The organism is Vibrio sp. Hep-1b-8, from assembly GCF_006124995.1.
In the GTDB taxonomy this organism is placed as follows: domain Bacteria; phylum Pseudomonadota; class Gammaproteobacteria; order Enterobacterales; family Vibrionaceae; genus Vibrio.
In genome coordinates this window covers 81947-106198 of the sequence record NZ_QEWN01000111.1, presented here as the reverse complement: position 1 = coordinate 106198, position 24252 = coordinate 81947, and the positions used below count along the sequence as shown (strand labels likewise).

Annotated in this window: 23 protein-coding genes and 2 pseudogenes; 13 read left to right on the top strand and 12 right to left on the bottom strand. The window is 44.6% G+C overall.

The features are described 5' to 3' along the window. Nucleotides 1-38 precede the first annotated feature (38 nt). Nucleotides 39-1046, bottom strand: a complete 1008-nt coding sequence (gene ltaE / locus DA100_RS13615; RefSeq protein WP_138972642.1) for a low-specificity L-threonine aldolase — start codon at nt 1044-1046, stop codon at nt 39-41. An 11-nt stretch (nt 1047-1057) separates the two neighbouring features. After that, a complete protein-coding gene (locus tag DA100_RS13610; RefSeq protein WP_138972641.1) occupies nt 1058-1582 on the bottom strand; it encodes an NUDIX hydrolase in 525 nt (174 codons plus the stop codon). 275 nt (nt 1583-1857) lie between these two features. Between DA100_RS13610 and DA100_RS13605 the strand changes: the two genes are divergently transcribed. Both DA100_RS13605 and viaA read left to right on the top strand, forming a co-directional pair. Further along, entirely contained in the window at nt 1858-3522 is a 1665-nt protein-coding gene (locus DA100_RS13605; RefSeq protein ID WP_138972640.1) for an ATPase RavA domain-containing protein, read from the top strand. A gap of 9 nt (nt 3523-3531) precedes the next feature. Beyond that, nucleotides 3532-4977 (top strand): ATPase RavA stimulator ViaA, encoded by a 1446-nt coding sequence (viaA, locus tag DA100_RS13600; RefSeq protein ID WP_138972639.1) that lies wholly within the window; start codon nt 3532-3534, stop codon nt 4975-4977. A gap of 32 nt (nt 4978-5009) precedes the next feature. Here the strand turns inward: viaA and emrD are convergent, their stop codons facing one another. From emrD to DA100_RS13585, 3 genes are all read right to left on the bottom strand, one after another. Then, a complete protein-coding gene (emrD, locus tag DA100_RS13595) occupies nt 5010-6215 on the bottom strand; it encodes a multidrug efflux MFS transporter EmrD (protein ID WP_138972638.1) in 1206 nt (401 codons plus the stop codon). Between the two features lie 210 nt (nt 6216-6425). Beyond that, complete coding sequence (locus DA100_RS13590) at nt 6426-6734, bottom strand: cysteine-rich CWC family protein (RefSeq protein ID WP_138972637.1); 309 nt, start codon at nt 6732-6734, stop codon at nt 6426-6428. A gap of 90 nt (nt 6735-6824) precedes the next feature. Then, nucleotides 6825-7757, bottom strand: a complete 933-nt coding sequence (locus tag DA100_RS13585) for a DMT family transporter (RefSeq protein ID WP_206208572.1) — start codon at nt 7755-7757, stop codon at nt 6825-6827. A 146-nt stretch (nt 7758-7903) separates the two neighbouring features. Here DA100_RS13585 and DA100_RS13580 point away from each other — a divergent pair, with 146 nt between their 5' ends. Next, complete coding sequence (locus DA100_RS13580; protein WP_138972654.1) at nt 7904-8359, top strand: Lrp/AsnC family transcriptional regulator; 456 nt, start codon at nt 7904-7906, stop codon at nt 8357-8359. Here the strand turns inward: DA100_RS13580 and DA100_RS13575 are convergent. Together DA100_RS13575 and DA100_RS13570 are read right to left on the bottom strand one after the other, a co-directional pair. Beyond that, a complete protein-coding gene (locus DA100_RS13575; RefSeq protein WP_240800924.1) occupies nt 8352-8528 on the bottom strand; it encodes a hypothetical protein in 177 nt (58 codons plus the stop codon). The two genes, DA100_RS13580 and DA100_RS13575, sit on opposite strands and share 8 nt — an antisense overlap. Nucleotides 8529-8618: 90 nt before the next feature. Then, on the bottom strand, nt 8619-9095 hold the full coding sequence (locus DA100_RS13570; RefSeq protein WP_138972636.1) for a MarR family winged helix-turn-helix transcriptional regulator: 477 nt from the start codon (nt 9093-9095) through the stop codon (nt 8619-8621). A gap of 365 nt (nt 9096-9460) precedes the next feature. Here DA100_RS13570 and DA100_RS13565 point away from each other — a divergent pair, with 365 nt between their 5' ends. Beyond that, nucleotides 9461-11032, top strand: coding sequence for a BCCT family transporter (locus DA100_RS13565; protein WP_138972635.1), 1572 nt, complete (start codon nt 9461-9463; stop codon nt 11030-11032). Between the two features lie 250 nt (nt 11033-11282). After that, complete coding sequence (locus DA100_RS13560; RefSeq protein ID WP_138972634.1) at nt 11283-11696, top strand: GFA family protein; 414 nt, start codon at nt 11283-11285, stop codon at nt 11694-11696. 83 nt (nt 11697-11779) lie between these two features. On the opposite strand, the gene DA100_RS13555 is transcribed toward DA100_RS13560, so the two are convergent. Beyond that, nucleotides 11780-12208: a DUF3010 family protein gene (locus DA100_RS13555; RefSeq protein WP_138972633.1), complete on the bottom strand. Its 429-nt coding sequence runs from the start codon at nt 12206-12208 to the stop codon at nt 11780-11782. A gap of 182 nt (nt 12209-12390) precedes the next feature. Between DA100_RS13555 and DA100_RS13550 the strand changes: the two genes are divergently transcribed. From DA100_RS13550 to DA100_RS13530, 5 genes are all read left to right on the top strand, one after another. Beyond that, nucleotides 12391-13221 (top strand): DUF6279 family lipoprotein, encoded by an 831-nt coding sequence (locus DA100_RS13550; protein WP_138972632.1) that lies wholly within the window; start codon nt 12391-12393, stop codon nt 13219-13221. 87 nt (nt 13222-13308) lie between these two features. Further along, on the top strand, nt 13309-14073 hold the full coding sequence (locus tag DA100_RS13545) for a sulfite exporter TauE/SafE family protein (protein WP_138972631.1): 765 nt from the start codon (nt 13309-13311) through the stop codon (nt 14071-14073). A 152-nt stretch (nt 14074-14225) separates the two neighbouring features. Continuing rightward, entirely contained in the window at nt 14226-14417 is a 192-nt protein-coding gene (locus DA100_RS13540) for a hypothetical protein (RefSeq protein ID WP_138972630.1), read from the top strand. A 153-nt stretch (nt 14418-14570) separates the two neighbouring features. Next, nucleotides 14571-14813: a hypothetical protein gene (locus DA100_RS13535; RefSeq protein ID WP_138972629.1), complete on the top strand. Its 243-nt coding sequence runs from the start codon at nt 14571-14573 to the stop codon at nt 14811-14813. Between the two features lie 413 nt (nt 14814-15226). Further along, entirely contained in the window at nt 15227-15409 is a 183-nt protein-coding gene (locus DA100_RS13530) for a hypothetical protein (RefSeq protein ID WP_138972628.1), read from the top strand. A gap of 455 nt (nt 15410-15864) precedes the next feature. On the opposite strand, the gene gnd is transcribed toward DA100_RS13530, so the two are convergent. The 4 genes and pseudogenes from gnd to DA100_RS13510 all read right to left on the bottom strand — a co-directional run bounded on the left by gnd (nt 15865) and on the right by DA100_RS13510 (nt 22564). Further along, nucleotides 15865-17313 (bottom strand): decarboxylating NADP(+)-dependent phosphogluconate dehydrogenase, encoded by a 1449-nt coding sequence (gene gnd, locus DA100_RS13525; protein WP_138972627.1) that lies wholly within the window; start codon nt 17311-17313, stop codon nt 15865-15867. A gap of 34 nt (nt 17314-17347) precedes the next feature. Further along, nucleotides 17348-18064: a 6-phosphogluconolactonase gene (gene pgl, locus DA100_RS13520; RefSeq protein ID WP_138972626.1), complete on the bottom strand. Its 717-nt coding sequence runs from the start codon at nt 18062-18064 to the stop codon at nt 17348-17350. After that, complete coding sequence (gene zwf / locus DA100_RS13515; protein WP_171052221.1) at nt 18061-19563, bottom strand: glucose-6-phosphate dehydrogenase; 1503 nt, start codon at nt 19561-19563, stop codon at nt 18061-18063. Before zwf ends, pgl begins: the two co-directional genes overlap by 4 nt. Nucleotides 19564-19935: 372 nt before the next feature. Further along, nucleotides 19936-22564, bottom strand: a pseudogene (locus DA100_RS13510) (HD domain-containing phosphohydrolase). A gap of 314 nt (nt 22565-22878) precedes the next feature. On the opposite strand from DA100_RS13510, the gene DA100_RS13505 reads away from it, so the two are divergent. From DA100_RS13505 to DA100_RS13495, 3 genes and pseudogenes are all read left to right on the top strand, one after another. Further along, a complete protein-coding gene (locus DA100_RS13505) occupies nt 22879-23262 on the top strand; it encodes a cytochrome b562 (protein ID WP_138972624.1) in 384 nt (127 codons plus the stop codon). Between the two features lie 120 nt (nt 23263-23382). After that, nucleotides 23383-23757, top strand: a complete 375-nt coding sequence (locus DA100_RS13500; protein WP_138972623.1) for a hypothetical protein — start codon at nt 23383-23385, stop codon at nt 23755-23757. 97 nt (nt 23758-23854) lie between these two features. Then, nucleotides 23855-24205, top strand: a pseudogene (locus DA100_RS13495) (PepSY domain-containing protein); the annotation flags it as partial. Between the last annotated feature and the right edge of the window lie 47 nt (nt 24206-24252).

The following is a 24252-nucleotide window of genomic DNA, read 5'->3' as shown; positions in this document are numbered from 1 at the left end:
AAGCTTCCCCTAAGGGGAAGCTCAAGAGTTTGAAGTCATTATTGGCTGTACTGTGCCAGTTTTGCTAGCAAAGTATCAATATCTTCGCCTGTGACATCTTTATGAGTGACGAAGCGGATTGGATTTCCTGGTGAGACTGTGATGCCATCGTCTGCCAGTTTTGCCGCGATCTGTTTGATATCAATGTTCTCATCGAGTTTGGCAAACACAATATTCGTTTCTACCAACTCTGGTTTAACATGATAACCATCGATCTTGCTTAGGCCTTCAGCAAGACGTTTTGCGTTGGCATGATCTAACTTGAGTTGTTCAACTTGCTCAGTTAATGCGAGTTTGCCGGCCGCTGCCAAAATACCGGCCTGACGCATACCGCCACCGACCATTTTACGTAAGCGACGAGCTCGGGCGATAAATTCGCTGCTGCCTAGCAGCAAAGAGCCAATCGGTGCTGCGAGTCCCTTTGACAAGCAGATAGTCATGGAATCAAAGTATTGGGCAATCTCTTTAACATCGATATCCAGTGCGACTGCTGCGTTGTAAACACGCGCACCGTCAAGATGAAGCATTAAACCGTGGTGATTAACAAACTCTCGCGCTTGTGCCAAATAGCTAAGCGGTAGCACTTTGCCATTAATGGTGTTTTCGAGGCTGAGTAATTTAGTTCGGGCAAAGTGTGAGTCATCCGGTTTGATCGCTGCTGCGAGCTTTGCAAAATCGAGCGTCCCGTCTGGGTTGTTTTCAATCGGCTGAGGTTGAATTGAGCCAAGTACTGCGGCACCTCCAGCTTCGTACTTATAGTTGTGCGCTTGCTGACCACATAAATACTCATCGCCGCGCTGACAGTGAGCCATTAAGCCAAGTAGATTCGCCTGAGTACCCGATGTGGTAAATAGTGCGGCTTCGAAACCGTGTCGCTGCGCAGCCCATTGCTCCAACTCATTAACGGTTGGGTCATCACCATAAACATCATCACCGACAAGCGCTTCACTCATCGCTTTGCGCATTGCTTCGGTTGGTTTGGTTACGGTATCAGAACGAAAATCCATAAATTAATCTCCTAAATATATCCACATAGCTTGGCTTTGCTTAAACACGCGATCGTTTTAGCATCGGTGATTTCGCCTTGAATGATTTTTTGTTCGAGTTGTTCTATCGATAGCGAGATAACGTCGATGACCTCATCTTCGTCGCACTGGTAACGTTGCGTATGGCTCAGATCTTTCGCGACGAATAGGTATTGAATTTCATCACAGAAACCCGCGAGAGGTGTTACCTGTCCTAGAGATATCATGCTTTTTGCGCTGTAACCAGTCTCTTCTTCAAGCTCTCTGTGGGCACAAACCTCGACGGGTTCGCCACTCTCTAGCGTTCCAGCGGGTAACTCCAGAAGCCATTTTTTCAATGAAGGTCGGTACTGATTGATAACAATGATCTGTCCATCGTTATCGATCGGAAGAATCACAGTCGCTCCAGGATGAGAAATGGTGGTGTGGGTGATGTTTTTGCCATTGGGAAGCGTCAGATTTTCTTCTATCAAAGAAATGCTTTTCCACGAATGGATAGTTTTGGTTTGATTTTCCATTGAATCGCTTTATTCGTCCATAGCTCTAGACTGGCCTACATTACAGCTTCGGCTTGCAGAGATAAAGATCAATTCCATTCCTAGTTGCTGAGTAGGTTATGCAGAACAGTGATTAAACTATCAAAAGTGCAAACATTGATTTCTAGGCGTTACGTAAAAACCGCTTCTGCTATAAAGATCCGTCCAATCAAAAAAAATGCACTTGTAACAAAATGATAACAAATGTATAAAATTATACATACAAGGTTTCAAGGTGTCCCTAGGAGAGCACGAAAATGATTAGCCCAAATCGAGTGTCTCACTCACAAAAAGCATTGCTCTCTGAACGGATCAGTAAATTGGCTCAAGCGCTTTCTGATGGTGTGTATGAAAGAGAAGAAACCATCAAGCTCTGTTTGCTAGCAGCGCTAGCGGGTGAAAGTGTTTTCTTACTTGGCCCTCCGGGTATTGCCAAGAGTCTGATTGCGAAACGTCTTATTCAAGCCTTTGACAACTCTTCTTATTTTGAATACTTAATGACCAGATTTTCGACGCCTGAAGAGGTGTTTGGCCCACTTAGTATTCAGGAACTCAAAGACAACGGTCGTTATCTACGTCTAACTGAGGGCTATTTGCCGACAGCGCAAGTGGTGTTTCTTGACGAAATCTGGAAAGCAGGCCCAGCAATTCTTAACACGCTACTTACGGTGGTTAACGAAAAAACGTTTAAAAATGGCAGCGATATCCATCGAGTACCAATGCGTTTGTTGGTGTCAGCCTCCAATGAACTACCGGATGAAGATAGTGGGCTAGAAGCGCTATATGACCGAATGCTAGTACGAGTGTTCGTCAATCGCATTCAGAACAAGAATAACTTTAAGTCGATGTTAACGGTTGGTACACCACAAGAAGCCGCTATTCCGGAAGGTCTTGCGATTACCGATGAAGAGTATCATCAGTGGCAGTCCGAATTGGATAAACTTGAATTGTCAGATGAGGTGTTCGAAAAACTTTTCGAACTGAAAACGATGCTAGAGAATGCGGCGACCTCAACAACGGGAGGCGATGTTGCCGATACCGACATGTATGTCTCAGACCGTCGCTGGAAGAAGGCGGTAAAACTCCTTAAAGCGAGTGCTTATTTCAACGGTCGTGATTCAATTAATCCTCTTGATTTACTCCTGCTGCAAGATTGTTTGTGGAACAGTCCTGAATCACGTGATGTTGTGCGTAATGTCATCAAGCAGTTTGCTCTTAATCACGCGTTTGACCAACAGGAAGTCGAGCAACAAATCACCCTGTGTCGCGAAGAGCTTGGCGATATTCAAGAAGCGCTGGAGTCACAATTTGGCATAACACTGGGTACAGAAACAACAACGGGTCTGATTAAGAAGCAGATTCACAGCTACGATATTTCAAATGCCAAGAGCTACAAAGTTGGCAGCGCATTTGATTTGGTCAAGTTGGTTTTACTCCAAAGCAATATGTCGGTTTCCGAATCGGAGAAGGGCGACAGCCGTTGGGTATACGTGCCTAAGAATGAGTTAGAGCGAGTGATTAAAGATGGTCAGGGTGATGTCTATGGCTATGTTAATCAGAACACCAATATGTGTCGTCTGCGCTTCGACCTCGATGCGGCGAATAATCTTGTTATCAAAGATATTGCTAATCGCGCTGTGTTGGTCTCTGTCGTAACCAACAAGGGGCTAGATGAGTCACTTTATCAAGAGTGGTTAACTAAGTCAGAGCAGGCGATGTCACAGCTAGAAAATGCCGAACATCACTTACGCAAAGTTCGCTCTAACTTCCATGGTGCGTTACCACACGGCTTTATTGATCAAGAACTACCACGAGTAATGGAGGCGAGCTTGCAGAACCTTCAACAAGTATTGGAGTCGACCAAGTCTGAATGTGAACGTACGGTTTTCCGTTTTAAAAACTTAAACCAGTTTTTCTCATAAGGAGCCGATATGTTAGGTGCCGACGGATTAAACTTAGCTCTGGCCATCGCCGACTCGGGAATTATCGATTCTGCGGTGAACGATCTCATTGCTCGTTCACAAGTGATGGTGATGGCAGAGAATCGCGGTGTGAAAAGCTCGGTTAAAAATCACCTGCTTAAATGGCGTGGCAGCGTGAAGAAACGCATCACTAAAGTGTGTGAAACAGAACGTTTTCAGCAAGAACTGGCGTTGTATCAGGAAGTGATTCATTGGGATGAAACACAGTTCTTTGAAGAGATTCCTCAAGTGATCACAAAGCTAGAATGGCATTCCGCGTTCTATCTAAAAGCCCGCCGTTTAATGGAAAAAAATAAGGGTTTCAACAACCCTATGTTTCCCCATTACTTTTGTGATCAATGGTACCAAAGCCTTTCCGATGCTTTGCGCCAGGCTCAGTTAAATGAGCTTGAAGTCAGTAAAGAGAAAGTCCTCAAAGACCTCTATCAGCGCATGGAAACCATGAAAAACATGGATAAAGTGACGGAAGAGGGGGACGAAGGCAGTGTGGGTCGATTGTGGGATATGGCGTCCGCGAAGCTAAGTAAATCTGACTTGACAGTGATGAAGCGTCATGCGGAATTTCTGAAAAAGAACAAAGGCTTGCAAGAAATTGCTGAGCAGCTTGGTCGAATGGCTGGGCAAGTTGATGATCCAGAGCTACAGCGCGCACCAGCAGAAGAGTTGCAAATGGTCGAAGAGAAATCCGACGAAGCAACAGATGATATTGTCGGCATTCACCAGAGTGACGATCTCAACAAGCTACTGCCTAATGAAACCATGTTTCTTGCCTATCCAGAGTTGGAAGTGGTGTTCTACAAACATTTAGTCGATAAGCGATTGATGAACTACCGCATGCAGGGCAAATCAAGAGCCCTGCGCAAGATCCGAGCACAACAACCAGACCACAAGCAAGTTGATGTTGAAAAAGGGCCATTCATCGTTTGTGTTGATGCGTCTGGTTCAATGAGTGGCTTTCCAGAGCAGTGTGCAAAGGCGATGGCCTATGCCTTGATGCAAATTGCCTTGGCTGAAGACCGCGAATGTTACGTGATTCTGTTTTCTACTGAGCAGATAACCTATGAGTTGACGAAGCAAGATGGTCTGCGCGAAGCGAGTGATTTTCTTACTTACAGCTTTCACGGTGGTACGGACTTGGAACCTGTGCTGATGAAGTCGATCGATTTGATGTGCGGCGACAAATATCGCAATGCTGACATGGTGGTTATTTCTGACTTTATCGCACCTAAGCAGTCAGATGAGATGGTGCAACAAGTCGAGAAGCTTAAAGCGCGTAAAAATCGATTCCACGCGATCAGCTTATCAAAGTATGGCAACCCTCAGTTGATGTCGATGTTTGACCACACGTGGGCCTATCATCCGAATCTCGTCGGTCGCTTGATGAAAAAATGGTAGAAAAAAAGGAGCGCGATGCGCTCCTTATTACTTTAGATCGCCAGTGGCATTTCGTTAGAGGGATCGTGCTTACGGTAAACACGAATCAGACCGAGCAAAGCGACAATTGACATGACCAACATCAGTGCGCCGAGCGGCATCTGGTCCGGTGCAGGAATCATAGATGCACCAAGGGTTGCCAATCCCGCGCCCAAGTTTTGCATTCCACCGAGTACCGCACCACCTGTTCCAGCATGATAAGGCAAAGGTGATAGCGCACCTGTCGTTGCTGCTGGGAATAATATGCCAGCGCCTAAAAAGTAGATGGTCGCACCGCCAATGAGCGTTAAGGCACTTGTTTGACCTAGTAATCCAGGTAACAGAACCACGAGTGAGCCAGCCATAATAGCGACCAGTCCGACACTCAAAGCGTGTTTTTCATTTTTTCTCGTCGCGATAAAGCTTGATAACGCAGCACCAACCAAGTAACCCGGAATCGGTAGGACAAACAGTAGGCTGACAGTCGTTGCTGGCAATTTCAATACGCCACCCAGCAAGACACCCGCGGCAGCTTCAAAGATAGCAATACCTGAAAATGTTGCGACTAAGCAGAGCAGATAACCTTGAAAACGGCGATCTGACAATACATAACGATAGCTACTGGTGACTTTCTCATAACGACGTTTTTCACGAGGCAGGGTCTCGATAAAGCTTGTCAGCATTGTAATCACAACAGCAATACCAAATAGCGCTAAGAACATGTAGCTTGAACGCCACCCGAATGATTCGGTGAGATAGCCACCCAAAACCGGAGCAATAAGAGGTGAAAAGATCACGCACATGCTAATCAAGCTATTCACCTTGTGCAGCTCGCTGCCATCAAACAGATCGCGAGTTAGCGTGCGAGACATAGCACCACCACAACCGATGCCTAGGCCTTGGATAAAGCTACCGGCTAGGAACCAATCGTAGTCGTGGGCAAAGAGCGCCACAAGTGTGCCTGCGATATAGATCAGCAGTCCTGCAACGATGATTGGTTTGCGCCCCAGACGGTCTGATAGCGGTCCATATACGAACTGCGAGAAACCGTAAGGGATCAGATAGCAGGCCATTACTGCTTGAAGTGCAGATGGACTAACTAAAAACTCATTTGCCATATGGCCAATAGATGGCACGTACATGGTTTGAGTCATTTGACCCACAGCAGTCAGAATAGCAATTAGAAAGGTTAACTTAATTACTTGAGCAGAGGCGGACATTTCTACAACACCTAAAATCAACGCGAAAAACATTAGCCTTGCAGTAGCAAAGCTAATAAATAAAACAAACAAAGGGGACTATCAGGCGCGAGATATTAAGGGGGCTTTCAGTTTCTATCAATTAAAAAGTGTGAACTGACGCAAGATAAAAATTTAAGATTTGGATTAGAAAATCTAATTCAAAATTATTATATGCTGGTGGATGAGTAATTATGCGATGGGCAGACTAGATAGGCATTTGCGACATAGGCAGAGGTCATTATTATCCAGTTTAGAGGTATCGCGTTTTTCGATAGCAAAGCACCAGCAAGTCGCTTTACCCTGACTGATATCGCATTGGGCTGCTTGGTTGCATGAAGGACAAGTATGGCTGGCGTTTTCACCACTGAGATTCGCCATGGTCTCATCCCTGTCTTGATCACTCAAATGTCGCCAGTTCACTACTTCATCTATCGTACGGTAGCAGCCGCTACATATACCTTCGTTATTCTTACACGCAGCGATACACGGAGTTTTCACGTTATTTCCATCTTGTTGGTGACAAATCTAAGTTGGGACTATACCGAGTTCTGCCGCTAACATCAAAGCTGTGCTACATCGTGTATCTCGTTACGCCTTACTTTTAAAAGAGGGAGGCTGATACTGCATTGACGTATCTTTCTTCATCAGAATGTTGCTCGCAATCAGGCTGCCAACACAAATCAGAGACAAGGCTATCCAACCCAACGGAGTAGGTTGCTCCGCAAAAATAGGTATGGCGAGCAAGGTCGCAACAGCGGGGGTCGCAGCGCCAAATGCTGCGGTTCTCTCTGCTCCAAGGACAGAGATCGCGTGGAGATAAGTAAACGCGGCGATGATGCCCGCACCGACACCTTGAAGCATAAAGTGGCCGCTGAGTTGTTCCCACGGCCACTCGCTAAAGGCGTGGCTGTAGAGGTAGCTATCGATAGCACCACTCGCCATTAGGAGAAACAACGAGAGGTTAGACATCAGTGCAATGAGCCCTGAAGCCGCCAACTGATTGAGATTGGAGACGCGCGCACAAATGGTGAACATCGCCCACATGACACTACCAATCAAAAACAGCATATGCCCCTGAAGCAAATTAGGATCTGCTTGGCTAAGACTCTGGGTTAGAAAAGTTCCAATACCAATTACCACCAAGGTCAAACCAACAATTCGATGACGACTTAATGGCTGCTTAAACAGGATGACGGCAATAGCGGATACAAACAATGGTAAGGTACCGGGAACTAGGGCGCTGCCATCCGATACTGGAGCCAATGTCATTCCGGTACCCGCTACAAGTAAATAGGGGAGACCACTGCCAATAAACATGCCGATCAGATAGCGTTTGGGCACTGCCATTATCTGTTGTCTCGCTTTGTAAACAATAGGAAGTAGGATCACACAAGGGATCAGAAAACGGGTCAGTGCAATATCCGCTGTCAGTAGTCCAGAATGAGCCCCACTGCGTAATGATAGAAAAAATCCTGACCAGAGTAAAAGTGTGGCAACCATTGCCAGATATCCAGAAACCATATCCATATGTGACCTTGAAAGTAGTTGTTAACATTATGGAATGTATATCGAGGTGAAATCTGGCAATATTGACTGATGATTTAAAGAATTTTGACTGATTCAGTTAAAATTGTGCCAATATTTGATGGAAATATGCGTGAATGACGATGGACAGAATTGATAAACACATTTTGCGACTTTTACAGCAAGACGCTCGTCAGGCGACAGCGGAAATTGCAAATAAGGTGGGGCTGTCTGCTTCACCATGTGCTCGCCGAATCAAAAGATTGGAGGAGCAGGGTATCATTGCCAATTATCGCGCCACACTCAACAAGGATTTGATTGGCGTCGGTATGACCGTATTTGTTGAAGTGAGCCTTAACAACCACCAAGCCGCGAGCATCGACGACTTTGAACATGCAATTCAAGAAATGGATGAGGTCATCAGTTGCCATGTCGTATCGGGAGCGTATGACTATCTGTTAGAAGTTGTCAGTCATGATTTAGCGGGCTATGAGTCCTTTACTCGTAAACTTCAACGCTTGGAGAACGTTAAAGATATTCATACCCACTTAGCCATCAGGCAGGTCAAAGGCGGGAGCGAACTGCCTATTTTTAAGTGACAGCGTTAATTCGCTTGACCTTGTTGACGTTTTCCGTCGACACACTATTTTTGATACCTAGTGGTGCAAAAGTTACGAGCGTGATGACGGCGATAATCTTCAGCACTTGCTTTTGCTTAGTGAGATCGAGAATCGCCTCGTCGTTCAAATTTGGTAATGTCTTGCCCATAACCATTACACCTTTATGACCGCTTTAGATGTTTATTGTTTAACTTTAAACGTAATCATAAAGATAAATGAAAGCAAATATCTTAGTTGGTTAATCTGGTTTGGTGATGCTACCGAGTTCTAGAACGGGAGCTACATCAATATCCTCTGCGTTCATCATCGATGAAATTCGCTGTACAGAGGAAAGCAACAGTGATTGCTCCCACTCTTCTAGTTTCTGAAATTTAGTGATGAAACTTTGCTGCAGCGGAGTCGGTGCATTGTCCAGCACGTTCTTGCCTTGGTCAGTCAGATGGGCATGGACTTTCCGTTTATCTTTACTATTACGCACACGCTGCACCAGTCCATTGCGCTCCAGCCGGTCAAGAATGGTGGTGGCCGTTGCTTGGCTCATGTTGGTATGGTCAGACAACTGACGAATAGTGACATCGCCTAACTCTTGAATCGAACGCATAAGTATTAATTGCGGTCCGGTTAAACCTGACTCTTTGCTCAGTTTTTTAGAGTGTAAATCTATCGCTCGAATGATCTGGCGAATGGAAATTAGGACTTCTTCGTGCTTCTCCAATGCGCTTCCTCACTGGTTCGATAAAAGAAGGGAAAATACATCAAATGTCACTCTAGATAAAGCCTCCAGTCTCACAAATCAGCATGACCACTATTCCACTATCAGTAAACTATTTCATTTAAATTGTTTAGTGTACAAAGTGTTTTTCTTGCAGTATTTCATCTTTGCGAGCAAATAATGACCACTCAAATGTCATTTTGATAAAATATTGCTCATTTATTAGCATATTACTGGATTGAAACGACGAAAAATGTACAATAATGAGAATTGTATCCAGTTGCAGAATGATGAAATTGTTTTTAACTCTAACTATTTTGTTGATTGGGCAACGGTTACTCATTAAAGAATAGATGCAGAGAGGAAGAATGACTAAAGGCATAGATAAGTACAGTATTGACAGTACCGACTATACAATCGGTCAGGATAACGTGCAGAAATGGGGATTTGACGTTCACAATCCAGTCTTTGGATGGAGTGCGAGTCTAATTGCCCTGTTTTTGATTGCCGTGTTGGTCATGGATGCGGAATCAGCCAAGGCGACACTGGATGGCATCAAGTGGCAGATCATTGGCAACTTTGATTGGTTGTTTATCTGGTCCGGGAACATCTTCGTGATTTTTTGTTTAGCTTTGATCGTATCGCCGCTAGGTAAAATTCGCTTAGGTGGCAACGAGGCTACAGCAGACTACTCATACCTGTCTTGGCTATCGATGTTATTTGCCGCCGGTATGGGTATCGGTCTCATGTTTTGGAGCGTTGCGGAACCAGTCGCTTATTTTACAGGTTGGTATGAAACGCCATTGGGTGTTGAAGCGAATTCGCCTGAAGCCGCTAAGCTTGCCTTGGGCGCAACTATGTTCCACTGGGGGCTTCACCCATGGGCAATCTACGGTGTTGTTGCATTATCGCTGGCTTTTTTTACTTATAACAAAGGGCTACCACTTTCCATTCGTTCGATTTTCTATCCGTTACTTGGCGATAGAGCGTGGGGTTGGGCAGGTCATGTTGTCGATATCTTAGCGGTACTCGCAACCTTGTTTGGTCTAGCGACATCTTTGGGGCTGGGAGCACAGCAAGCAGCAAGTGGTATTCACCACGTGTTTGGCATTGAGTCAGGTTTAGGCTTGCAGGTAGTTGTGATCACGGTTGTGACCTTGTTGGCTGTCGTCTCTGTTGTACGTGGTATCGACGGTGGAGTGAAGGTCATCAGTAATATCAACATGCTTGTTGCCTTCCTATTACTCATTTTAGTGGCCCTTATCGGCTATGCGATTGTTGCAGGGAATATTGGCACGACATTTATGTCGTACGTGGAGAATATCATTCCATTAAGTAATCCACATGGACGAGAAGACGAAGCTTGGTTTCAGGGGTGGACAGTATTCTACTGGGCTTGGTGGATCTCATGGTCGCCATTTGTAGGTATGTTTATTGCGCGTGTTTCTAAAGGACGTACAGTTCGTGAGTTCATCACAGCAGTCTTGCTTGTCCCGACAGCGGTGACGCTACTGTGGATGTCGACCTTTGGCGGCATGGCAATAGATCAGGTCATCAACAATGTGGGTGAGCTTGGTAGCGAGGGTCTGACGGACGTGTCTCTGGCCATGTTCCAAATGTTTGATGTGTTGCCGTACGGTTCAATTCTATCTGTGATTGCCATCATTCTGGTTTTGGTGTTCTTTATTACCTCTTCAGATTCTGGCTCGTTAGTGATTGATAGCATCACGGCTGGTGGTAAGGTTGATGCGCCTGTCATTCAGCGCGTCTTTTGGGCCTTTATGGAAGGAGCGATTGCTGTCGCACTATTATGGATTGGTGGCTCTGAAGCGGTTCAGGCATTACAAGCAGGGGCGATTTCTACGGCGCTACCGTTTACGATAGTTCTTCTGTTGATGTGTGTAAGCTTACTCATGGGTATGCGTACTGAGCGTCAATAAGTGATAAAACGGCATAAAAACAGAAAAGGGACGCTTGCGTCCCTTTTCTGTTTTATACGCAATTTAGGCAATCTCATCTTTGCCACTGTTCTCTTGGTTAAGCTCAGATTTACACTGTTAATTATTCTCAGGTTTACGCGTCACACATACTGGTATTTGAGCGATAAACTCGTTACTGTGGCTGATAATTGTACAATCAAAGGCAAAGTGCCTTGTTTGTAAACGTCGTGAAGTCAGGGAGGAATAAGGAATGAGTTATCTAGTGGAAGGTACGTGTCAGTGCGGTCAGGTGAGTTACCAATTGCACCACCCACCTAAGATGGTATTAGCATGCCATTGTCGAGAATGCCAAAAACTTGCGACGGCTCCTTTTAGTGTGACTGCCATTGTTGCGACCCAAGATATTGAATTTAAAGGCGAGCTAAAGGAGTGGCAGCGAATGGCAGAGAGCGGCAACAAAAATTATGCGAAGTTTTGTGCTCAATGTGGGAACCGGGTCTATCACTTCAACCCAGATGATCCATCAACAATAAAGCTTAAATTGAAATCAAGCAGCGATTCGGATCATCATGTGTTTGAGCCGACAGTGCATGTCTGGGTCAGTGAAAAACAGGATTGGTATGAGATTCCGCAAGGCGTTAAGTGTTTCGACAAACAGCCATAGCGCGGTGTGATTGGTTGAATGCCGGTTTAGCAAAAATGAAAACGCCCAAGCAGAATGCTTGGGCTTAATTATATCTGATTCACTTAACCACGCATCATTGCGCAAGCGTATGCCGTCATGAATGCCGGTTCTTGGTATTGTTTAAGACCCGTATCCTTAAACTGGATACCGAGTGGGTTTCGCTTCAGGCTCTCTTTGATGTCAGTTGGAGAAACAACTTTCACTTCCACATCATCAATAAGCTGGATTGCTGCTTCTAATTTGAAACCAACGGCACCACCAGCAAATTTGCCTTTTGTTTGACGTTGGCGAATGACAACTTTTTCAATTTTGTAGTCTTGAATTAGCTTAGCAAATGAGAACTGGAATTTCTTCACTTCTTGCGTGTCGTTAGCATTGCCTATGCTTAGCTTTGCTACGCGGCAGTCTGGCAAGTGGACTACGCTGTCGGCATGTGAAAGAAGGCAGATTACTGCGTCGTTACCTTGAAGTTCTACACCACAAATTTTCATGTTATTACCTGATCGTTTCTGAGCTGGCTATTATATCCGGCATCGGTAACATATCGACTATTTTATTTAGCAATAATTGAGATAGGGTTGCCCACTCAGTGATAAATTGTCGCAGACACAAAGGAAGATTGTGTCTATGGTAATAATAATGGTTCTAGCAGTGCGTTGCGTAGGAAGAAGCAATGAAAAAACTCGCATTACTATTGGTAATTTGTTTGTCCCTAATTGGTTGTAGCTCTAAGTTTGTCTACAACAACATGGATTGGTTGTTGCTGGAGTATTTAGATGACTATGTTGAGTTAAACGATGAACAGGAAGAGCTAGTGAGTCAGAAGGTGGCAGTTCTTAGTGAATGGCACCGACGTGAAGAAATCCCCAATTATATCGAGCATCTTGATGAGCTCATCGAGATAGAACCGAGCACATTTACACTGCAACAACTCGAACAGCAAGAGATAAAGTTTCACAACCATTCTCAGCGTCTTGTGACGAGAGTTGCACCCGAACTGTATTCTGTTGCGCGTGAGTTGTCTGACAGTCAAGTCGGACAGCTTATGGACAGTATTCGTGTTCGTCATACCAAATACAAAAAAAGATACCAGCCACTGAGTGAACCAGAAGTAAAACAACGTTACCGAGAGCGAATAGAAGAGAATCTCGAAACATGGATAGGTGACCTTACCGACCAACAGCAAAGCTTGCTCGATGAGTGGGTGGCAGCGCTTTACGTCACATCACATGACTGGATTGATCATCAGACCAAGATGCGCATAGAGATGAACGCATTACTGACCAATCGACTTGATATCAACAAGTTTCAACCAGAGTTTAACAAGCTAATGTTCAATCCTGATAGCTTCTATGCGCCAGAGTTGGAACAGAAAATCGACCACAATAAACAGATCGCGAATCAGTACTTGGTCAAAGTCATCAACACCATGACCACAAAGCAGACTCAATACTACCGAGATGAGTTACGGGACTGGAAAGCAATCGCGTTAGATATTCAGTAGCTTGAGCACAAAATTTACTCATCTCTATTTGTTCAATGGAAAGAGCAGGTTAGAGTAGTTAACCCCTAATAAAAACTCGTAACCAAAATGGAATGGATTCTACTATTTGGCGCTGGTGTTCTGGGCGGTATACTTAACAGTATTGCGGGCGGTGGAAGCTTTATCACGTTTCCTGCACTCATGTTTGTTGGTGTACCTCCTGTGATTGCTAATGCGACCAATACCTTCGCGGCATGCGCAGGTTATATCAGCGGTACCTACGGATTTCGTCAGGACATCGCTCAGTCGGCTAGTGCATTGAAATCAATGATCTTCTTCAGTCTCCTTGGCGGCGCCATTGGAGCTTACTTGCTTCTGAGTGTGTCTGAGCAGCAGTTTTTGGTCGCCATACCATGGCTGCTATTGTTTGCTACCTTGCTATTTGTTTTTGGCAATAAAATCAGTCATTGGGTCAGTCAAGCGGCGAGAACGGCGTCGCTGAGTCCGATATGGGCGGTGATCTCCATTACGTTGTTATTGATTCTGGTTTCCGCATATGGGGGATTCTTCAATGCTGGGCTGGGCGTTATCGTCCTCAGCTACTTAGTCTTGGCCGGACATAACGATATCAACCAGATGAACGGCCTGAAGTTGCTTATCTCTTCATGTGTTTCAATTATTGCCATTGTCGTGTTCGTTCTAGATGGCGCGATTGATTGGCCTAGAGGCTTTGCTGTGATGTTAGGAACGCTTTCGGGGGGCTATGTTGCCGCTCGTGTATCGCGAAAAGTGGAGCAGGTTTACGTGAAAGGGTTTGTCGCCTTGTCGAGCATAGTGATGACCGTCTATTTCTTTGTTGATGTCTATTGGTAACGCGTCGACTAGCTCATTGCGGAGTGCCACATACCGAGTTATTTTGAGTTTGATTTAGGTTTATTTAGCTTACATTACGGCATAATGAATTGGTCAAAACATGGCCGATTAATGTTATAGCCATGTCCCTTTGTTGATACTTAGGAGGCGTTATGAACAGAAAACTAGGCAGAGTAATGTCAAGCAGTCGCATGATTACCTTCATCGCATTTCTTGCCGCGACGTTTGCATGGATCCTGAGCATGCCAGCTCTTTTTACCGTGTCGGTGATCGCACTGATTGCCAGTTTTGCTCTCTATGTCACCGATAAGTTCAAAGGAAACGATAAACAGAAGAGCGCCTAATGGCGCTCTTGCCGTTTCCATTTTGGAAAGGATGTCTTTCCCAAGTTCATGAACCATTTGTAATACAATACTTGTAGGAGATAAATAAAAGGAGGTTATTCACTTTGCCTTACACAAAGCCAGCACTGTACTGGCCTAGAGGATAAAACATATATGCTCACACACTACTCACCCATCGCCTTTGAAAAAACACCGCTAATTGATGAAAGAGATCTGTTTATTGCGTCTAATGTTCAGTCGTTGGAAGATTTCTTAAAAACGGAGTTATCCGGAGGTCGGCATATCTATTGCTCTTTCTCTCAATCACACCTCGATTGGAGTGTAATAAGGAACATCAAACATCGCGAGATAAAAAGCATCGGCTTTGTCGATGGTCAAACTTTGGTTCGTCGATAAACGGTTTGATACGACTTATATCTACAGTACCTCTCAACGCTGGGAGGTATGGCTCTTTTTACCTTATCCGATTTTCCACGTAATTTCCTCTTCTCAATCCTTAGCTATTGCGCCAATCTTTGCAATTTACCGTGTACAGTTATCAAATTAGAGATGTTGGTTAAATTAACATAAAAATAATTTCAAAGATTTAGATAAAAGCATTCTAATTAGTCCTATTGGGTTATTAAGGTTAATTATTGCTGTGTTAATGTAAATCAACTAAAGTTAATCATGAATTTTATGGTAGCCTTAAGTCCGAATAAAATTTTTTATGTCATTTCTTTGAATTGTATTTCTTTATTTTGAATTATATTTTTTTATAAAGATATGGTGTAAATTATCTCAATTAATCTCACTTTTCTGGTGACTGTATGAACGGAATGAAGTTTAGTGAAATAAAATCAGAGTTGGAAGGACTCAATGACCAGCAGCTCCGAAACATCAAGCACGAAGTTGACAAAATCCTGAGTGAAATGGATAAGTCCGGGCAATTGCTCTCAGATGAAGAGCTGGATTTCATCAGTGAGCTTTATAAGGATGAAGAATACTATTAATCGTACGTTTGACAGGGACTTTTCGCCAATTCACCCATCAGCCTCTTACATCGAGACCCACTGGGATTCGCTGCCAACCATTGATGCTTGCTCTTATCCTACAACCCACCAATAGTTTAGTGCCTTTTATCTTTGAACTACGCAATAGCTAGTATTTGTGCGGAACAAAGGATTGAATAGGGAACGCTTGACGGGATATATATTAAATCGATAGTTTATCGATAAATATCGTTAATTAGTTTGCAATAATTTATTAATAAAAACCAATGATATACATAATAAAGTAATATTCTATTTTCTTTCATTTTTATTTGCGCATATGGCATTTTGATAAGTGATTGTTTTGCTTTAATTATAGTAGTGAATTATTGAGTAATGATGAATTCGCTGGATGAACCGATAATAAAAAAGCCGATTTGATTACCAAATCGGCTTTGCGGCAAATTTAACTTAGATTACACATCGTAAGTTGTAGAGGCTGTATCTCCGCCTGTACCAGTCCAGTTAGTGTGGAAGAACTCACCACGTGGACGGTCAATGCGTTCGTAGGTGTGAGCACCGAAGTAGTCACGCTGCGCTTGCAGAAGGTTAGCTGGCAGGCGAGCTGTTGTATAACCGTCTAGGAAAGAGAGAGCAGAGATGGTACAAGGCATTGGGATACCCGCTTCCAATGATTTTGCTGCAACTTTACGCCAAGCGCTTAGGCTATTTTGTAGAATGCCTTTGAAGTAATCGTCTGAACCTAGGAACGCGATGTCAGGGTTCGCTTCATACGCATCACGGATGTTACCTAGGAAAGCAGAACGGATGATACAACCGCCACGCCACATTAGCGCTACGTTACCGTAATTTAACTCCCAGCCGTTCTCGTTTGACGCTTCACGCATTAGCATAAAGCCTTGAGCGTAAGAGATGATCTTAGATGCAAGTAGAGCTTGGCGAAGTGCATCAACCCACTCTTGCTTATCCCCTTCTACTGGTGTGATAGTTTTGCCGAATAAAGATTCTGCTTCAACACGCTGATCTTTTAGCGCAGATAGGCAGCGAGAGAAAACGGATTCAGAGATTAGCGTCAGTGGAATGCCTAGGTCTAGTGCGTTGATACCCGTCCATTTACCGGTACCTTTTTGACCAGCAGTGTCTAGGATCTTCTCTACTAGAGGCTCACCGTCTTCGTCTTTGTAGCCTAGGATATCAGCCGTAATTTCTACTAGGTAGCTATCCAATTCGGTTTTGTTCCATTCAGCGAATACCGCTTGCATCTCGTCAGCAGACATACCTAAGCCATCTTTCATGAACTGGTACGCTTCAGTGATAAGCTGCATGTCGCCGTATTCGATACCGTTGTGAACCATTTTAACGAAGTGGCCAGCGCCGTCGTTACCAACCCAGTCACAACAAGGCTCGCCCGCGTCAGTTTTAGCAGAGATGCTTTGGAAGATAGGTTTTACCGCTTCCCATGCTTCAGGAGAACCACCCGGCATGATCGAAGGTCCAAAACGAGCACCTTCTTCGCCACCAGAAACACCTGTACCGATAAAGTGAATGCCTTTCTCACGTAGTGCAGCAACACGGCGGTTAGTGTCTGGGTAGTTGGTGTTACCACCATCAATGATGATGTCACCTTTCTCAAGAAGTGGTGCTAGCGCTTCGATAAATGTATCTACAACTTCACCTGCACGTACCATGAGCATCACTTTACGCGGTGTTTCTAGTTTCTCAACTAGCTCTTCTAGTGAATAAGCACCAATGATGTTAGTACCTTTAGCTGGGCCTTCTAGGAACTCGTCTACTTTCGCAGCAGTACGGTTGTGAGCAACCACTTTGAAACCATGGTCGTTCATGTTTAGGATAAGGTTTTGACCCATTACTGCTAGGCCAATTACACCGATATCACCTTTCATTTTTTCTCTCCAATTTTCTATTTACGCGCTCGCATTACGCGATTTTTGCTGCTGCGTCTGAATCTAAGTACCATTCCGTTAGACCAGTTTTTGACTGGATTTTTGCTGCTGGATAAGGCAGCTCATTCGCCGGAGTAGTATAAATTTCGTTTACAATGTCAACTTTGCCTGCACCAAGTACGAGGTAGCTGATGCGTTTCGCTGTTTCCAACACTTTTGCGGTTTTTGAAACGCGAATTTGTCCTGACTCAGGGTGAGAGGCAAGCACAGATAAGTTCTCATCCTGGTAATTTGTTTGATTTGGGAACAGGGATGCAGTGTGACCATCTGCCCCAACGCCGAGTAGAATCCAGTCAAACACAGGAGTGCCATTTTCACATGGGATCACGGTAGCCATTTCTTCAGCAAAGCGTTTTGCTTCAACGGCTGGCTCATCTTCGCCGCGAATACGGTGGATGTTTTCGCGAGGAAGATTGACTTGGCTAAACAGTAAGGCGTTGGCCTCGCCATAGTTGCTTTCTACATCGTCTGGTGCCACACAGCGCTCATCACCCCACCAGAAGTGCAGGTTGTTCCATTGAATGGATGTCGCGTAAGTGTCACTTGCCAATAGTTTAAATAGCATCTTCGGCGTGCTACCGCCAGAGAGTGAAATATGGACAGGTCGGCCAAGTTCGCTATAGGCTTTCATGTCGTCAGCTAAGCTTGCCACCACTTGTTCAGCGGTTGGAAAAATCTTGTGATTAATCATAGTTCACAGTAATCCGTGTCAGTTAAGTTTTTACAAGGGAAGCGCCATGCACGATTGTCACGTTGCAGTAAGTCATCAGACTCTTTTGGTCCCCATGTACCACAAGCGTAACCAAATAGAGCTTGTGGGTCTTGTTTGAAGTCTAGAATCGGTTGAACGTATTTCCAGCACGCTTCGACCGCATCGCTACGAGCAAACAGCGTCGCATCACCGTTTAGTGCATCAAGCAGTAAACGCTCATAGGCTGTCAGCATTTGCGTTTCTTGCAGAGAAGCATAATGGAAGTTCATTTTCACTTCTTTGGCATGGAAACCCGCGCCTGGTTCTTTTAAACCAAAGCTCATTTGGATGCCTTCGTCTGGCTGGATGCGGATGATTAACTTGTTTTCAGGTGCATTCTGACCAAATACCGGGTGAGGTGTCTGTTTGAAATGGATAACCACTTCAGTAACACGTGTAGGTAGACGTTTACCTGTACGCACGTAGAAAGGAACACCGTTCCAACGCCAGTTGTTGATGTATGCTTTCAGGCCTACATAAGTCTCGGTACGCGAATCTTCTGCAACTCCAGGTTCATTACGGTAGCCTGGTAAGAACTCACCGCGTACATCTGATTCAGTGTACTGACCAAGAACGAGGTTGTTACGCAGGTCATCTTCTTCAAGTGGTTTTAGGCACTGAAGGACTTTTACCACTTCATCACGCATCGAGTCAGCGTTGATCTGCGCTGGTGGCTCCATACCTACCATCGCCAGTACTTGCAATAGGTGGTTTTGGAACATATCACGTACAGCGCCAGAGCCATCGTAATAACCACCACGCTCTTCAACACCGAGGAACTCTGCGCCTGTGATTTCGACGTAGTCGATGAAGTTGCGGTTCCATAGTGGTTCAAACATCGCGTTAGAGAAGCGGAATACCAAAAGGTTTTGTACTGTCTCTTTACCCAAATAGTGGTCGATACGATAGATTTGGTGCTCTTGGAAATGCTCGTGAATCTCTTTATCGAGTTTCTGAGCGGAAGCAAGATCGTAACCGAACGGCTTCTCGATGATCAGGCGTTTCCAGCCATCATCTTCATTGTTCAAACCGTGTGCAGCAAGGCTGGCTGGAATGATGCTGTATAGGCTTGGTGGCGTTGCTAGGTAGAATAGCGTATTGCGTTGCTCGAACTGATAATGGTCTGCCAATTGGTTGAGACGCGACGACAGTTTAGAGTAATCAGAAGTATCCGAGGTGTTGATCGCTTGGTAATGCAGATGATTGATAAAAGCATCTAATGTTGCCGGCTCAGTCTTCTCCATTTCCTGAAGAGAGCGTTTTAGCTTTTCACGGTAAGACTCATCGCTGTACTCGGTACGACTTACGCCGAGGATAGCGAAGTTCTCAGGCAGCTGTTTGTTTGAGTAAAGGTGATATAAAGCAGGGATCAACTTACGATAGGTTAAGTCGCCCGAAGCACCAAAAATAACGATGCTGCTGTTTTCTGGTATTACCATCATCTTTCCCTTAGAAACGAGGTAGTTAGCATGTGCCTAGTCGGCTGGCATTAAAGTAAGCCAACACTATCAACGACACCTCAAATTATAAAATCGGTCCTGCCTATTAAACTGATAGGCAAAAGCCATATAAAGCGTGCCACTTGTTTAATCTGCCAGCTCACGCTGACGCCAAAAAACGGTGCTGAATGTTCAGATGGCAGAGTATTGTCCATGACTCTTTGATATACATCAACCTTTGAGAGGGCAATCGATTAAATATTGACTCATTGGTGAGCTAACTTGTTGAAAATTATAGCTAGAGCATGTTTTTGCGTTTAGAGACAAAAATGACGTATTTACTCTAATTTGGTTCGCAAATTGTTGGAGTGTTTAGAAATGGGATTTTAGGAAGCTTTTCACTCTTTTGATATGTGCTCCACGGTCAATCTCACCCAACTGATTTGGTGATAAAAACATCTCTGCGTATTGTTGATCGATGTGTTGTTCAAGAAAAATCAGATATAGCTTAGGATCAATGTGTCCCGTTGTTGCCATCTCCGTCATGATTTCTACAGATTCAGATAGAGTTTTGGCTTTTTTGTACGGCCTATTGCTTGAAGTCAGAGCTTCAAAGACATCGGCAATCGCCTGGTACCAATACAAACTCCTCTTGCCAAAAATCCTGTGGTTTAGTGTTACTCTGCCACTCAATGAGATGCACTTGTTTGTCGGCGAGGATTGACTCTTCAACGGGTAAATCGCTAGGCTTTCCGGCACGTTGTTTTTCTATCCATGAGACACCAGCTTGGTCATCTAACGTCCTTGTCCATTTATAGGCACTGATTTTCTTGAGGCGTTCTAGAGCATCCTGACTCATATTTTCACCACCGATATTACATTCAGCAATGAAGTAAAAGTCATCATCGAGTTGCTGTTGTTTACGGGTCAACGTTTCTTTCAACGGCTTGTCGTCTCCCCCCGCAGATAGCGCTTTCCAATAGTCGATTTCAGCTTGCGCTTTGAGCAATTCAAAACGCATCCGGACTTCGTGGATCCGATCGTATATGGTTTCCAATTTCGTCGCTTTGTCTATTACGTATTCTTGCGTGGTGACTTTACCGCAATCATGCAGCCAAGAGGCGAGATGCAACTCTTCCCACTGCTGTTTCGACATCTTAAACAGCGGAAAATAGCTGTTATCTTGCTCGGTAGCCTTAACCAGCATTTCAGTCAGTTTAGGGATACGCTGACAGTGACTACCGGTGTACGGCGATTTGGTATCAATGGCAGAAGCAATCAGCTCAACAAACGCGGTGAGCATCTCTTTTTGTTGTTCGATACGGTCGACATTCTCTTTTGCCAATGCGCCAAAACTGAGCAGTTCTTTGAGGAATGCGTGTTTATCTGATTGTTCAGGGGTGATGGCTCGTTCATAACCAAGTAGCAGTACACCGATCAGTTCATGAGTCCGATTGTGGAGTGGGAATAGGTAAATGTCGGAGTTATAGAGGATTTCTCTGTACTTCGCCAGTACGTTATCTTCGCGGTTGAGATGGACAATATCGCCTTTTGCTAAGTCGGTGCTGACCCAAGGTGTAGATTGAATCAACTGATTGATATCGATTTTGAACGGAATAATGGCTTGGTTTGCTGACGGTAGCAGCGAGTTTGCTTTGTCATCGCGAGTAAAGAGAACGATAGTTTCTGCCTTGGTGACTAAAAAACTTTGATGGGCGATCGTTTTAGCGAGTACTGCGAAATCTTGATTGCTGGCGGTATCTCGAAGCAGCATGAGTAAATCATAGAGTGTATGCTCCATCAACTCGATAGATTGAGTGAGGTTGGCCACTTCTTTGATGACACTTTTGGTGTAACGAGTCTTTTTAAAATCAAAACGGGCGATGTTGTCGGTCTGCCTCACTAATGCCTGAAGCGGGTTAGCCAAACGTTGTACCACTAACCAAACGACAACAAAGCTCATCAGCAACATTGCGACCGCGACTCGAACTTGCTTATCTCGCATTGACAGCAATGAAGAGAGCAAATCATCTTGAGGTGTCGCTTCAGCGAGTAACAAACGGGTTTTGTTGTTTAAGCTAACTGGCGTTAACGTCACTGACCAATTCTGGTCATCGTGCTCAAGCGTTTCGTAAATGATTTGGCTCGAACTACGGTTGATGACGGTTCTAAATACGCTGTCTTTGAGTAAATCAACACTGGGGCGGCCGTCGCCACTCTGTTCTATGCCAACATTGTGATGGGCCAATATGTTGAATTTATTGTCAAATAGAGTCAGCTTGGTATTTTCCGAATGTCCCATTCGACTGATTTGTTCAGACAGCGAAGTTAAGGTGAAATCTGCTCCAACGACACTCTGACCATCCGGCGAACGACGCGATAGTGTAACTCCGTTGGTCTTCAGGAAGTAAAAAAAATATGGCTCAGTGAGTCGTATTTCGCCATCTAGGTCTGCATTGGAGAACCACGGACGAGTGCGTGGATCAAATTTATTGTCATTGCTTTGGCGCTGTCCAACATTACGGAAACTGCCATCAAGGAAGGTAAAACGATTGAGACCAGACGGATTGGTCGTGTTGATCATCAGCGCGGCTTTGTCTGGTGCATCAAATCGTTCTCTGTCGCCATTGGTTCTAAGGGCGCGAATCAGTGTGAGGTCACCAGAATCGTTAGCATAGAAAAGTGCGACGACTCCTGGGTTGCGTTGAAAAATCAAATGGAGAGAGGCGAGGAAAAGTTGATGTTTTTCAGGTGCCTAATGGTCATCAATTGATCTACTCATCGCCATAAAATCGAGAGTGGTAAGAATCGGCCCCGCTTTGACCTGGAACGTGGATTCCAGCTGTCGAGCGTTTTCACTGCTGAGTTCTTTCGCACTTCCGGTTAACAAATCCTGAGCATGTCGGTAACTGATGGCAATAAGAACCGAGTCCACTAATGTCGTGAGAACCAGAAATAGAGTAGTGATATGAATACTTAGGGAGTAACGACGCTTTCTCATGATCTGTCCAGTAGCAAGTACATTCTAAGTATTGAACAAACTGGCGATGATGCAAAAAAACTACTTCATATTGATGTTTTTATTATTGAAAGCCTTTAGGAGTGGGTTTCGGTGGACTTAAACAGGGGAGAGTTGATAGGCTAATGTCGTTGTTGAACTGGGTGAACGGCAGTTTTTAGACTTCTTAGCGTTACGTGGTCGCGAGGTTATCGAAGACTTTAAACCGTTATAAGTTGATACAAATTTACGCTTATGTGTGCGGAATAAATTCAGTACACTTTGTCCTCATTTCCCCGAAATAAAGAATAAATACAATGAAAAAATTGGTTCCTGTATTCGCCTTAGTTATGTCAGCTCAAGTGTTTGCGAGTGATTTCGATTTGAAAGCGACCATGAAACAGATGAAAGTCGAGTTCAAACAGGCCGCTCAGGCAGAGGAAATCACCCAAATGAAATCCGCAGTTGCTAATCTCTCGGAGTTAATCGATCAGTCGAAACGGGGTGAATACCCGCCAGAGAAAACCGATCTTTACCTTGAAGGCTTTAATAAGCTTTCTGTTGCGTTGGACTCTATTGAGGCGAAATTAGAGGCTGGTAACTTAGAAGCGGCCAAAGCGGAGCTAAAACGCGTCGATGATTTACGTGTTGAGTATCATGATAAGCGTAATCCAAGCATCTGGAGCAAGCTATTTGGCTAAAAGGCTCAAGGCCATACTGTAAGGGTAAAAAACCATGATCAATGTTAGGTTTTTTATCGTAGGTTACTGAGTTTGTTAGCAGAAGGTTATATATTTGCGCTCTAACTATTGAGAGTGACAATGATCAGAGCGTCTTATTTTAAGCGAAGCATGTTAATCGCAAGTGCCCTTAGCTGGGTGCTTGTGACATTGATGCCTGTTATAAACGCCCATGGTGCCAATGCCGGGGTGTGGGCGACGCTCTGTACTATCAATGGTTTTGAGCTGGTTCAAGTTGAAGAAGGTACGGTAGAAACCCAACACAGCAAACCTTGTCCATTTAGTCACTTTTCCAGTTTTCATCAGGATTCTCTTCCAACACCCCAACACGCACGAAGTTCGACGTTAGCGACGATGGATTCGTACACTTATTTGGCTCTAAGTGAACGTTTTCAATTTGCTATCCCACGCGCTCCGCCCGCGGTTCTTTTTTCCAACTTTATCGATATCTCATAATAATTAGGCTTAAAGCCACTAAGTAAAGTTAATGCTCAGTGATTAGCCTCGACATGATTCGAGGTGCGACGCTGTGCGTCTTAAAAAGGAAAATATAATGCTGGGTAGTCAGTTTGAGACTCAACCTAAGGAACACGCACGCTCATCAAAAAGTCAGCAATCCATCGAAAAGAAAAACGCTAAAGCACGCTATTTCCTCGCTTGGCGTTGGCACTTCTATGCTGGCTTATTCGTTATCCCGTTTATGTTAATGCTAAGTCTCACTGGTATAGTGATGCTGTTTGATGATGAGATTGAACATTTTCGTTACGGCGAAATTTTAACGGTTACTCCGGAAGAGACGGTTAAATCTGTGTCGAAGCAGATGCAAGCCGTTATTGCTCAATATCCCAAAGCCAGAGTGACGCAGTTTATCGCGGCTTCAGAAGCGACGGTCGCCAATCGGTTCAGACTCACGCCAGTTTCAATCACGGGTGCGGTGATGTGGTGATCAGC